10 protein-coding genes are annotated in these 12,803 nt (G+C 44.0%); 6 read left to right on the top strand and 4 right to left on the bottom strand.

From position 1 onward, the window contains the following. Positions 1 to 397 precede the first annotated feature (397 nt). A complete protein-coding gene (locus ACRRSX_RS17210; RefSeq protein ID WP_432451990.1) occupies positions 398 to 1,150 on the top strand; it encodes a substrate-binding periplasmic protein in 753 nt (250 codons plus the stop codon). Between the two features lie 13 nt (positions 1,151 to 1,163). Here ACRRSX_RS17210 and ACRRSX_RS17205 read toward each other — a convergent pair whose 3' ends face one another. Continuing rightward, positions 1,164 to 1,442, bottom strand: a complete 279-nt coding sequence (locus ACRRSX_RS17205; RefSeq protein ID WP_432451991.1) for a DUF3634 family protein — start codon at positions 1,440 to 1,442, stop codon at positions 1,164 to 1,166. A 271-nt stretch (positions 1,443 to 1,713) separates the two neighbouring features. Between ACRRSX_RS17205 and ACRRSX_RS17200 the strand changes: the two genes are divergently transcribed. From ACRRSX_RS17200 to ACRRSX_RS17190, 3 genes are all read left to right on the top strand, one after another. Continuing rightward, positions 1,714 to 2,598, top strand: a complete 885-nt coding sequence (locus ACRRSX_RS17200; protein WP_432451992.1) for an endonuclease/exonuclease/phosphatase family protein — start codon at positions 1,714 to 1,716, stop codon at positions 2,596 to 2,598. 297 nt (positions 2,599 to 2,895) lie between these two features. Next, positions 2,896 to 3,828: a formate dehydrogenase accessory sulfurtransferase FdhD gene (locus ACRRSX_RS17195; protein WP_432451993.1), complete on the top strand. Its 933-nt coding sequence runs from the start codon at positions 2,896 to 2,898 to the stop codon at positions 3,826 to 3,828. A gap of 10 nt (positions 3,829 to 3,838) precedes the next feature. Beyond that, positions 3,839 to 6,145 (top strand): FdhF/YdeP family oxidoreductase, encoded by a 2,307-nt coding sequence (locus tag ACRRSX_RS17190; protein ID WP_432451994.1) that lies wholly within the window; start codon positions 3,839 to 3,841, stop codon positions 6,143 to 6,145. On the opposite strand, the gene ACRRSX_RS17185 is transcribed toward ACRRSX_RS17190, so the two are convergent. Together ACRRSX_RS17185 and ACRRSX_RS17180 are read right to left on the bottom strand one after the other, a co-directional pair. Continuing rightward, positions 6,138 to 6,995, bottom strand: coding sequence for an alpha/beta hydrolase (locus tag ACRRSX_RS17185; RefSeq protein WP_432451995.1), 858 nt, complete (start codon positions 6,993 to 6,995; stop codon positions 6,138 to 6,140). The genes ACRRSX_RS17190 and ACRRSX_RS17185 overlap by 8 nt on opposite strands. An 83-nt stretch (positions 6,996 to 7,078) precedes the next feature. Beyond that, positions 7,079 to 8,851, bottom strand: coding sequence for a putative bifunctional diguanylate cyclase/phosphodiesterase (locus tag ACRRSX_RS17180; protein WP_432451996.1), 1,773 nt, complete (start codon positions 8,849 to 8,851; stop codon positions 7,079 to 7,081). A 411-nt stretch (positions 8,852 to 9,262) separates the two neighbouring features. Between ACRRSX_RS17180 and ACRRSX_RS17175 the strand changes: the two genes are divergently transcribed. Both ACRRSX_RS17175 and ACRRSX_RS17170 read left to right on the top strand, forming a co-directional pair. Continuing rightward, positions 9,263 to 10,210: a LysR family transcriptional regulator gene (locus tag ACRRSX_RS17175; RefSeq protein ID WP_432451997.1), complete on the top strand. Its 948-nt coding sequence runs from the start codon at positions 9,263 to 9,265 to the stop codon at positions 10,208 to 10,210. A gap of 146 nt (positions 10,211 to 10,356) precedes the next feature. Beyond that, positions 10,357 to 10,917 carry a hypothetical protein gene (locus ACRRSX_RS17170; protein WP_432451998.1) on the top strand — a complete coding sequence of 187 codons (561 nt, stop codon included), beginning with the start codon at positions 10,357 to 10,359 and terminating at the stop codon, positions 10,915 to 10,917. Between the two features lie 365 nt (positions 10,918 to 11,282). Here ACRRSX_RS17170 and ACRRSX_RS17165 read toward each other — a convergent pair whose 3' ends face one another. Then, a complete protein-coding gene (locus ACRRSX_RS17165) occupies positions 11,283 to 12,797 on the bottom strand; it encodes an EAL domain-containing protein (RefSeq protein WP_432451999.1) in 1,515 nt (504 codons plus the stop codon). Between the last annotated feature and the right edge of the window lie 6 nt (positions 12,798 to 12,803).

Raw genomic sequence — 12,803 nt, 5'->3', positions numbered from 1 at the left:
TTGCGTGATTTTAGGCAACCATTATCTATATATATTTTGCTGTCGAAGTCGCAATACCATCCCAGTTAACAAGCAAGCTAGCTGGTGGGCGTTTTGGCCGATGTTTTGAGCGGAATACTTTTACGGTAAGGGATATTTCTGATGCTTATTAAATATTCTGCCTAATTTGGACTCGTTTAAGGGTTGGAGATTTTGTGTGTTTAGCCGGATAGGAGGGGTTTACTGCTGGCTGAAATATAATCTAGCGAGATTAGGTTATCGAAATTTGAGTAGCAAAATCCATTTTGTTAGCTCGATATAGCGAATTTATATATTACAGGATTGACTTCGTGCGGGCTTGTCACTAATAGTAGTGACTCACTGGCTTTCTTTATATGCAAAGGAACATCATTCAGTCATGCGGAAGGTAATCTGGGTCGTTTTATTGCTAACGGTGGCAAATAAGACTCATGCTGCTCAGTCAAGTTGGCAGGTTGGCCGTTCAAATAAGCAATATATTTTAAGCCAAGCGATTATGGACATGTTTATAAAAGCATCGGGTGTGACTAGTGTGAATCATTACCTTCCCTTCGCTCGCCGTTTGCGAAGCTTAGAGCTGGGAAGTATTGATATTAGTGCTGGTCTGCATAAAACCAAGGACCGAGAGAAATCACTTTATTTTTTGAAGCCCCCTTATCTAGATTCTTCTCGCCATTTCTTTGTCTTGCGAAAGCAGGAATTACTACCTTTAGCTCGCTATAAGGACCTGTATGCCTTGAGAGTTGGGGTTAAGTTAGGTGCCCGTTATTTCGAACCTTTTGATCATGATAGCAAAATGACTAAGGTGAGTTTAAATGACAATAGTGCTTGCTTAGAACTGTTATATCGTAAGCGGCTGGATGCTTGTATTGTTGGTGAAGTCGGTCGACATTTTGCTCTTAATGGCAAGGTTTGGAAGGGGCGCTTTAAACTTGCCAGCTTTCAGGGGGGGAATGATACGCCGGTGTATATTGCTATTTCTAAGCGCTCAAGTTTGTATGTAGAAAGGGAGCAATTAGACGCGTTATTGCAAGGTTTAACCGATTCCGGTGAAATTAGGCAGGTGATCGATGATTTTTATCAATCTCGTAATATCGCCACGCCGATTGATGATGAGCCAAGTCTGGAGTGATTTAGCGGATTGATTAGTGGCGCAGCCGACCTTGATTATTATTGCTTGGGTCCGGATTGGGGCGCCATACATTACGCAGGCGTTGTAAGATGTTGTCCGGGATCGAAGATGAACACTCTAAATTTATTTGTCGTCCTCGGCGCATGCCATAGAGTTTACCGTTGATGGCGCCGCTATTGCCTTGAAGTAGTTTTATTTCACGAATAAAGTACTCGGGCACTCGGCCTTTTGTCACCTCAACTCGGATCCCATCGATTTTTATGACAAATGCTGCACTGATTGCTTTTAACATCTATCCCCACTTTCTGATTTACCGATATTGCTTCTTATCATAACAAAACTATATTGCCAGTGGCCACTTAGGTATCTGTAGTCTATCCATAGCGGTTGTGAGGGGAACCTTTTATTTTGATTTGAAGTTTGTACTTACTTTTAGTCTCAAAGCTATTTAAGCTTATAGGACGTTCGTGATGAAGGGGCGCTCAGCAGGCTCGGTGGCAATAGGCAACACCAAGCACTAAGGAATCTGTATCAAAATTTTAAGTCTCAATTTATTGAACTATGTGGCGCCGCCTTATGCTGCCTACGAGTTTGATAATATCCTCGATAGCCAGCAGTGGCAGCAAAAGCAAGCGTGGTTAATGGGCTTGATTCATCAAGCTCAGCCCGATGTGATGGCTTTTCAAGAGGTATTTAGCGCAGAGGCGCTCGCGCTGCAGTGTCAGCAATTAGGCTATCCCTATTTCCTGGCGACTGCTAGCGTTTTAGATGAGACAAGTTATGTTTATCGTAAACCCGGCTTAGCTTTGGCCAGTAAGTATCCTTTGCGGCAAGTGAGTTTGTATCAAAGTGCAAGATCTGAGCAATTTAGTCGACAGCCGCTAGTGGCGAGAATAAAGCTGCCAGGGATTGCCTGGGTTAAATGTTACGTGCTACATCTAAAATCTAAACGACCGATGTTAGATGACTTACCTGAGCCCATTAGTGATATTGATGAGTATCTTGGGCGCTGGAAGGCAGATAATTTGCGGGCAAAAGAAGTTCGTTTATTGCTACAAGATATTGTTGCTTGTCGTCGCCATAAAGTTGAGCCTGTGATCATCATGGGAGACTTTAATGATGACTTGTCGGCGGGAGCGCTAGCGCATATTTTTGATTGTCCCCAGCCTCATAATGTAGGAGTGGAAAATACTTGGCGTTTGCATGATGGTTTTGCTTTAAGTCTGCAGACCGACTTGCGGCCTGCCACTCATTACTGGGGAGGGCAAGGCAGTGTACTTGATTATATTTTGTTGTCGGCAGAGTTTGCCCCAGATTATCAGCAACAAATGGCCGAAGTTGTGCGCTATCAATGCTTTGATCGTCATCTCACTCACGCCGATTTTTCCATCGACAGTCAAGCCAGTGATCATGCAGCGGTGATGCTTGAACTTAGGCCAAGAAAATAGTGAACCAATAAGCTTGTGAAGCGCAAGCAGAGCCGCGGTTATGGTGTTTGTTTAAAGCTGTGAGTAAGGACTTGGTTATCTTACTGATTCATAAGTTGTTAACTAGTTCATAACTTGATGTAATGTTGATAAAAGCACTAGCCTTGGCCTAGGCTTTTGATTAACCTGTAGATTAGTGGTCGTCGAGCTTTGGCGCTTGTTTTTATCTGGAAGAGAAGATCGATACTCAAATTCAACAGGCCCTAGTGTAGCAGTCGAGAGTGTTCGCTCGGACTCGTATCTTACAGCAGGTAATCTATGTTAAAGCCTAAACGCCGTTCTCAGTGGGCTTGCCTTTCTGCAATGCCCGAGCAATTATCCCACAGCACTATTTTAGAGCACGGGCTTGGTGATGTTTCGCTGATGCGCTTTAATGATACTCGCGAAGCTGAGCCGATTTTATGTCCCGATTTAATCGCTATCGAAGAGCCTCTGCTGCTGAATTTGACATCTTATTGCCCGAAGCAACAATGTTATCAAACAAGACAACTGAGCTTAACGATGCGCACGCCCGGTGATGATTTAGCGCTTGTCATCGGTTTATTGTTTAGTCAAAACATTATTAGTCGTCTTGACGAGATCGAGGCGCTACAGTTTGTGAGCGAAGCGGACGCCACGCTAAACCAAACCAATCATATAGAAGTGCAGCTAGTTAAAGGCTTGGTGCCTGATTGGTCTATTTTGCAGCGTAACTTTGCCAGCTATTCCAGTTGTGGCTTATGTGGTAAAAGTAGTGTTCAAGCTCTGGCATTAAGTCATCAAGCGAGCATCGATTGTCGCGCTGAATGGCTCGATGAGCAGTTGCTTTATCAACTGCCTAGTCAGCTACAAGGTTTACAAACGCTTTATCCTCAAACAGGAGCTGTGCATGGTGCGGGGTATTTCGCGGATCAGCAGTGGTTAATTGTAGAAGAAGATATCGGTCGACATAATGCCGTCGATAAAGTGTTGGGGCAGTTGTTATTACAGGACTGTTATTCCGAGCGCTCGGTTTTAGTGTTAAGTGGTCGGGTGAGTTTTGAGTTAATGCAAAAAGTAGTACGCGCTAATATTCCAGTGGTGGTCGCGGTAGGGGCACCATCGAGTCTAGCCTTAGCGGTGGCACGGCAGTTTAATATTAGTTTAATTGGTTTTACCAAAACAAAGCAGTTTAACGTGTATCACGCGCCTTGGCGGATTAAATATAAGTAGGTGAATATTGATGAGTCATAAACCTTATACGGGGGCGGCGGGAGGCTGGGCTGCCTTAGCGAGTACGGCAAAACATCTTGTTAAAAGTGAAAATGTAGCCAAAAATTTAAAAACCTTGTTAAAGACCAATCAAGACCATGGCTTTGATTGTCCCGGTTGTGCTTGGGGAGAAAAGGGCAACCGGGCCACTTTTCGTTTCTGTGAGAATGGTGCTAAAGCGGTGAATTGGGAGGCTTCGTCGCGTCGCGTGAATGCCCAATTTTTTGCTGAGCATTCGGTGGCTTGGCTTGCCAAGCAGAGTGATTACTTTTTGGAATATCAAGGTCGTTTAGCGGAACCCGTGGTTTATAACTCGCAGAGTGGTCACTACCAAGCGATTGCTTGGGATGAGGCTTTTCAATTGATTGCAAAGCATTTGCATCGCTTGGAAACCCCTAATCAAGCCGAGCTATATACCTCTGGACGAGCGAGTAATGAAGCGGCATTTTTATATCAGCTGTTCGGCCGTCGTTTGGGCACAAATAATTTCCCTGATTGTTCAAATATGTGTCACGAAGCTAGTGGTTATGCGCTTAGTAGCAGTATTGGCACTGGTAAGGGCACTGTGACCATTGAAGATTTTGAGATGGCTGATGCCATTTTTTTGTTTGGTCAGAATCCTGGAACCAATCACCCGCGAATGCTCGAAACACTGGCTCACGCAACGCATCGTGGTGCCAAGGTGGTAGCCTTTAATAATTTAAAAGAGCGTGGATTGGAGCGTTTTGCCAATCCTCAAAAACCAGCAGAAATGCTTAGCGGCGGCTCAAGTCCAACTACCAGTCATTATTTCACTCCTAAGTTAGGTGGTGATATGGCAGCGGTTCGGGGGATAGTTAAGGTGTTGTTGGCGCGTCATCAGCAGGCCCTGCTGCACGGCGATAGCGTATTCGATTTGAATTTTATTAAGCAACATACTCAAGGTTTAGAAAGTTACTTGATTGAAGTCGAACAGACTTCTTGGCAGAAGATTGTTGAGCAATCGGGGCTCAGCCAAGCCCAAATTGAATCGGCTGCAGATATTTATCATCAGTCAGACCGAGTGATCATTGCATGGGCCATGGGAATTACTCAACACAAACATTCAGTAGCCACCATCCATGAATTAACCAACCTGCAACTCTTATTTGGTCAGATTGGTAAAGATGGTGCAGGTCTGTGTCCAGTACGTGGTCACTCGAATGTGCAAGGCGATCGAACGATGGGCATTAATGAACGTCCCAGCAGCGCCTTTCTTGAAAGCATTGAGCAGGTGTTTGGCTTTACGCCACCAAAGAAACCGGGGCACAATGTAGTGCAGGCTTTAACGGCGATGCTCAAAGGGAAAAGTAAGGTCTTTATTGGACTCGGTGGAAACCTTGTTGCTGCCGCGCCTGATACGGCATTAAGTACTCAAGCCTTGGCCAACTGTGAGCTCACGGTGAGCATCGCCACCAAACTCAATCGTACTCATGTTACCCCTGGTCAACAGTCTCTCATTTTACCTTGCTTAGGTCGCACAGATGTCGATGAGCAACTCGCAGGTCCACAGCGAGTGACGGTTGAAGACTCCTTTTCAATGGTTCATGCTTCTGCTGGATTAATTGATGAAAGTCGTGAACATATGCGCTCTGAGCCAGCGATTATTGCTGGTATTGCCAATGCGGCCTTTGGGGCTTCGCCAGTTGATTGGTTGTCGCTGGTGGAAGACTATGATCGGATCCGGGATCTCATTGAGCAAACGATTCCTGGTTTTGAACGTTTTAATCAGAACCTACAGCAACCTGGTGGTTTCTATTTAGGTAATAGCGCGCGTCGACGAATTTGGAACACCGCGACTAATCGAGCTCAAATCACCTGTCATTCACTCCCCGAAAATATTATTAGTGCTGAAGTGCGAGCCTTGAGTGATAATCGTATTTTTGTGTTACAAACTTTGCGTTCTCATGATCAATACAATACCACTATTTATGGTTTTGCAGACCGTTATCGGGGGATCTACGATGAGCGAGAGGTATTATTTATTAACCCGCTCGATATCGCTGAACTTGGCTTTAAAGAAGGAGCTTTGGTTAATATTGAAACCCTCTGGGCCGATAATATTGAACGCAAGGTGAAGGGTTTTAAACTGATCGCATATGATATTCCACAAGGGAATGTTGCTGCTTATTTTCCAGAGGCAAATCCGCTTGTTCCCCTAATGAGCAAGGGTGACCTGAGTGACACGCCCACCTCTAAATCCGTGGCAGTGGTGTTGACTACGTCGGCCGACTCGGAGATTGCGATTGCGCTTAGTTGAGATTGTTGGCAAATTGTTGGTCTAGCGTTGCCGTGTCGCTTTCTCGCGAGGTTGCTAGCCAGCGGATGATTCGTTGCTGATGTTCGGGATGGTCACGGGTCAGGGCTCGCGCATGCGCGCAGGACTCGAGCCGCCAAAAATCCTTGTTGCCTTTAAGTTGCTGGTAAATCGTTTCTCCAGCTTCGATAGGGACCACTTGATCTGAAGCACAATGAATCACCAGCGAGTTGAGTCCTGGGAGCCGAGACAGTGACTCAGCACTGGCGTAGTCATCCCGCATTAACCAACCTGCCAGCCAAGCATAAAGCTGACTTAACTTACCTTTATTTAGGATGTATTTGGTTTCTTCAACATAGCTACTAAAGGATGAATCGATAATCATACCGTCGATTTGAATTGGGTTATCAGCTAAGGCTCTCATCAAAATATTACCGCCGGTGGAAGTCGCAATAATAAAGCTGGCTTGTTGCGACTGGAGCGCAAGCTGCTCAAAGTAATCTAATATACTAAGCGCGTCTAAATAGGCAGCTTGGTCACTGACTTGACCACTAGAGTGGCCGAAACCAGAGTAATCAAAAACCATGACGTCGTAGCCGTGTTCGATTAACCAATCAACTTTTTCTTTGGTTTGTTCCATGTGCCCACTGTTGCCATGAAAGTGGGCGATGATGCCTGCAGGTTCAAGCTGTTGACTGCGAGGAAGCCACAGATAGGCGATATCGTTACCGGAACGAGACTTCATCCAACGAACTTCTGGATTGATGGTGTCCGGTTTTGAAGGGGAAAAGAAAAGTTTGTTTGAGCAGCCGCTAAGACTTATAAATAACAAGCTGATAAATATAAGGCGCATCGCATTCCTCCGTTTATAACATTTACGGAGGCTTATCATTAAAGGATCAGTTGGTTTTATTGAGCTTTAATTGGGTGCCAGGCTCAGTGATTTAGCTTGGATGGTTCTATCAGTTGTCTAACTTGTTCGGCAGGCAAGGGTTTTGCGAAGTAATAGCCTTGCAAGTAATCAACTCCTAACTCGGTTAATTGATTCATTTGCCGTTCGGTTTCTATGCCTTCGGCAACCACGCTGTGGTTCAGGGACTTGGCAATATGCATCACGGCTTTAATGATGGCATAGCCATTGGTTTCCATACGACTGACAAATGAGCGGTCAATTTTCACGGTATTAACCGCTAAGTCTTGCATTATTGATAATGAAGAATAACCCGTACCAAAATCATCGATAGAAACCTTTATTCCCTTATCTTGTAGATCTTTAATTTGCTGCGAGAGCAGCACAATATCGGAGGTGAACACTGATTCGGTCATCTCGATATGTAGTTGTTCAGGGTGTAGTTGACTCGCACTTAATGCGTGCTCAACAATCTCAATAAAGTCCTGATCTTGAAGTTGTATGACTGATACGTTCACACACACCGCGAATTGCTGTTGGGCGGGCCAAAGAGCGGCTTCTTGGCAGGCTGAATTTAACACCCAGACGCCTATTTTTCTAATTAATCCATATTGCTCGGCAATACTAATGAATTCATCGGGTGAAATCCATTCACCATTAAATTGCCAGCGGATTAGCGCTTCGAAGGATACTATTTGTTTATCGGAAGAGCGTAAAATAGGCTGATACACTAAACTGAATTGTTGTTTATCGATGGCCTGACTCAGTCCATCTTTCAGGCGTAATTCTCGGTGAATTTTCTGCTCTAATTGTTGCGAAAATAGGCCCACTGTAGAAGGACTTAGTTTTTTTTGCGCATACATCGCTGTATCGGCTAAACGGATAAGACTGTGTTCATCTTGGGCATGTTCAGGATAAAACGCGATCCCCACCGTAGCGCCCACCGATAAACGATTATTTTCAAAGCTATAGGCCTCTGAGAGTGTTTGTATCACCTTATTTGCTAATGCAATGGCGGGTTGATGGTCGCTATTTTCTAGTGCCAATAGAAATTCATCGCCGCCCCAACGACAAAGTAATTGTTGGTTGGTGGCTAGTTGTTTTAATCGAGTCGCGGTATTGGTCAGCACCTGATCTCCGGTGTCGTGACCGATGGCATCGTTAATTTTTTTGAAGCCATCTAGGTCAATAAATAGCAGCGCAAGGTGTTGCTTGGCTTGGGCACTTTGTTGAAGTTGTTGTGCTAAATGCTGTAAAAATGCGGAGCGATTAAATAGACCCGTGAGTGGGTCTAGATTTGACAACTGGTAAATAGTCCGTGTGCGTTGTTCTACTTTTTTTTCCATCTGTTGGACTAAGGTGACATTTTGGTTTTTTAGCATAATTGCTTGCTGAGTGAATGCTGCATTGCGTTTGGCAACGACTAACATCGCTAAGCTGCAAATAATACCTAACATGCCCAAGACCTGTCGCTCGTACTGACCTGAGAGCAACAGCGCTAAGGCTGGAAACGCAACCGTGCTCGACGCATAAAACATGGCGGTATATTTATGTCCAGCCAGAGTCGTGGCCGAGCCGCCAGCCATTGCGGCAACGATAATCATATGTGTACTTAGATCGAGATCTGAGCTGTATTTACTGGTGATCACATACACAATATAGGTCGACCACATTAAAGCGGTTAGATTGGCACCGATAATAAAGCGTTGAATCGCTTTTACTTCATCGAGTTTGGTGCTTTGCTGGTGACGTTTCCACCACCATAAATCGATTAAACGCAACAATAACAAACTGCTCATGAGTAGCCACCAAGCATGTTTAAACGATTCAATTTGGGGGATATTAAAGGCGAACACGAGTATGCAGGAGGCAATTATTGAAATCAATACTCCCGAAAAAGCGTTGTCATAGAGTAAATTAGCCGCATCTCGTTGGCTATGAGCGATGAGTTGGTCCTGATTGATGGTTGTTTACCTTTAGGTTGTTATTTAATCAAAACGGATCGTCAGGTAGACGGATAAGTTTTAGCGTGCTGTTGCTTATCGGCCTTTAATCTAGAAGCTTTACTCGCTGATGATTAAATGACGCTTTTGGTGTTCAAACAAAGCATAGACCTAATGTGTGAAAGCTAGCAATCATCGCTTTACTCTAAGCTTTGTCGCCGTTAATAATAGAAATCACTAATGGTTTTTTTAAAAGGCATATGCAAAATGAATATCAAGAAGGTCGATCTGAATCTTTTGGTGTATTTAAATGTGCTATTAGAAGAGCGTAACGTCTCTCGTGCGGCGAATAAGCTTGCTTTGACTCAACCTACCATGAGTAATGCTTTAAAGCGTTTGCGTGAGCTGTTCGATGATCCTTTGCTGGTGCGTACTGCAGAAGGGATGAGTCCCACCGAAAAAGCGACCAAATTGAAACCTGAGATCGTGAGTTTATTGAGTCTGGCGGAAAAAATAACTCAACCAGATAAAGACTTCTCGCCCGCACAAAGTCGGCTTACGTTTCGTGTAATGTGTAACGATTATATTGAGGCAGCCTTGTTAGCACCATTTATTCAAAGTTTGTTAGAGTGCGCGCCTAATCTTAGTTTCGACTTGTATGGACCGGGTGATATTGGACTGGCCGATATGGAAAAGGGCCACATTGATTTAGCCTTGAACCGCTTTACCAGTTTACCGAAGACTTTTCATCAATCGAGTATTTGGCGTGACAACTTTTGCTGTTTAGTACATCAGGAGCATCCTTATGCGCAGGCGCTCGATCTAGACAGCTATTTGACGGCAGAGCACATCTGGGTAAACCAAACGGGTTGGGGAGCGGAAACTTCGCTTGTGAACAATAGAGGAGGGCAGCAATTTTCGTGGGTTGATGAAGCGCTCGCGCAACTGGATAAAACGCGCAATATTCGAGTTTATACCCGTCACTATGGCCTCACATCCTGGCTGTTGAGGCAACCTAAGCTGATTGCGACACTGCCTCGCCGTCAGGCCATGTTATACAAAGATGATCCTCAGTTACGATTGGTTCGAGTCCCATTTCAAATTGTCCCCATAGAAATTAAGATGATTTGGAGTCCTTTGCTGCAACATTCGAAGGCGCATCAATGGTTGCGGCGTTCGTTATCGACCTTTGCGAGTACTGTGGTTGACCGTTGAGCGATTACTATTCATAAAATCTATACCTTATATTGAAAAGTAAAATTTTATTTAGTTGTGTATGGACGTTACCTTAAAGGTGAAGCTTGGTTGAGCGGCGCTTGATTCAACACAACAGAATAATGATTAGTATAAGGAAGTTAACCATGAATATATCACCCCACAGCACTCAAGGTTACCAACATCGAGATGAGCTTTTTATTGACGGGTCGTTACTTGTGTTTGTCGAACAACAACTCTCAAGTCATGAGGGGGGGGCCGTGGATGACTTTCTTGAAGCCTTAGCCATTTTGGTCGACGAATTTGGCCCTCGCTATCGACGCTTAAATCAAAATAGTCAGGAGATGAGCTGTGATGAACACCTCTCTCGGTGTCAGCAAAGTTTAACGATGTCCACGGCAATTAATATTAGTCGCGGTAGTAGTAAGGCGGTACTGGATCAACACAGCTGTGCGATCCCAAGTTGTATTTTTGATGCGCTATTGACCGCGATGATTGCTCACCAGCGTGGATGGGTATTGTCCTTAAGTACGAGCAAGCCATTAGAGGCTGTTCTGATGGAAGCATTGTTTAAGCGTGCTCAGCAGTTAATGAATCTGAGTGATGTGCAAGTTGAGGTATTACCTCCATTAGATAATGTGGCCTGTATTGCACAAGCTCGTCAGCAAGCTACTTTTTCGGAAAGGTCTTTAGTGAGCCATGCATAGGGCTGTTGAATTTTGCCGAGTGCACGTTTTTTATTGCGGTAAGCCGAGAGGTCCTCTTGTGAGCGACGCAGATAAAAACGTAAAAGCCTTGAATTGAATTCTTCGGACACCGCAATTGACTATTTTTACAGCTTTATTATCTTCTTTGCCGAGAACGATATAGCGAAGACGGTTGCGGGTGCCAATCTAATCTTCACCAAATGGCTGAAAAATAACACACAAGCTTAACCGGCGGTGTCAGCGAAGCGCTTATAGGAAGGGCATATTTGTGGTGATTGAGCGCACTTCAACTGTAAAACAGCGGTGAGTGCATATATATGTATGCGCTACATGCCTTTGATGAGCTATTCTTCATTGAGCATATTCTAAGTATATTTTTTCATAAATTCTACGAGTGGTAGCGGTTTGTCAAAATAGTAACCTTGATAAGCATTAACACCACGACTGAGTAGATAATCCAGTTCACTCTGCTGCTCAATACCTTCGGCGATGGTTTGTACTTTCAGACGTTGGGCCAGATCGATAATATTTTCCAGCAATTTGATTTTATGAGTATCATGAATTGCTTGTACAAAGCTCCTGTCTATTTTTAAGTAGTCGGTGTCGATTTGATGTAAATACTTTAATGAACAGTGCCCCGTGCCAAAATCATCGAGGGCAATTTTTACGCCGATTAACTTTAGTTTATCAATCGCGGTGAAATACAGCATGTCATTGGGGAGTTCTTCACGCTCGGTGATCTCAATGATGAGCGTGTGTCCATCTTCGGCGAAGTTCTTGATGAAACGTTCGCACTCCACAAAAAATGCGGGTTCTGTTAATTGCACAGGGCAGATGTTGAATGCGATATGTAAGGGCTTACGGTTGGCGACTGGAATGTTGATCAGAGCGGTAGTCACTTGTTCAAATAATAGTGAGCTAATGGCACTAATTTGACCACTTTTTTCGGCGATAGAGACAAAGTCTGCGGGCAATATTAGCCCCTTGGTAGGATGCTGCCAACGCACCAATACCTCTGCGCCATTCAGCTTTCCAGAGGCATCAATCACTGGTTGAAGATAAGCCGTAAACTGTTTATAACAAATCGCTCTAGCGATACTAAAAGAAAGCCAATTAAAGGCATCGATATATTTATAAACCGCCCTTGCACCTATATTACAAATGACCAGCCATAGCGCTATCATAAGACCAAATTTGTTGAACACGTAGTGTACATAAGTTTTTAGGGAGTACTGGTAGTACACTTGAAATAAGTCATTGCCATAACTGGCTTGAGGTAGCGTATTGAAGTCCTCTACCTTGACGACGCTGGTATGACTAAAAATGTAATCGTTGATCCTTAAATAGCTATTGAAGTTGCCTTCCACATTCTCCAGTATTTCTTTGATATGTTGTGGGTGTATTCCAAAATCGATAAAGTTGCTACCGGAAACTGGGATGGCAATTAGTACCACGCCTTTTTCTTGCTCTTGATCATAGACGTCAAAGATAGTTGAAGGGACAAAAAACATCCGTTTTGATTGCGCAGCATGATTATTGTTCGAGAGCTTAATATCTTGATAGTTGGGTAGTGTGCTGCATTGTATTTGTCGTTGATTTACCCAACTGATACTTCTTATATTGGAGCTACTTAATACCGCATTTTCTGCTCGAGCCTTAAACAGCGGGCAATCCTTGGGCATTTGCATATCTTTAAATGAATACTCATAAAAGTTATTCATATCTTTGGTCATTGAATTGAGTTGTTGGTAGATGGCGGCGGAGTGGGCCATCCCTTCATTCTCAACATTTTGGTAGGCTAACAGGCAGATGAAAGCGAGTCCAAAAAAGTTCGAAATCCAAATAAAGGTTCTGCTACTGATATAGGTCGATAATTGCATAGTGAC

It is taken from the genome of Agarivorans sp. QJM3NY_30, assembly GCF_050870855.2.
Classification (GTDB): domain Bacteria; phylum Pseudomonadota; class Gammaproteobacteria; order Enterobacterales; family Celerinatantimonadaceae; genus Agarivorans.
The sequence above is the reverse complement of the archived record's forward strand: the minus strand, read 5'-3'. Positions and strand labels throughout refer to the sequence as shown.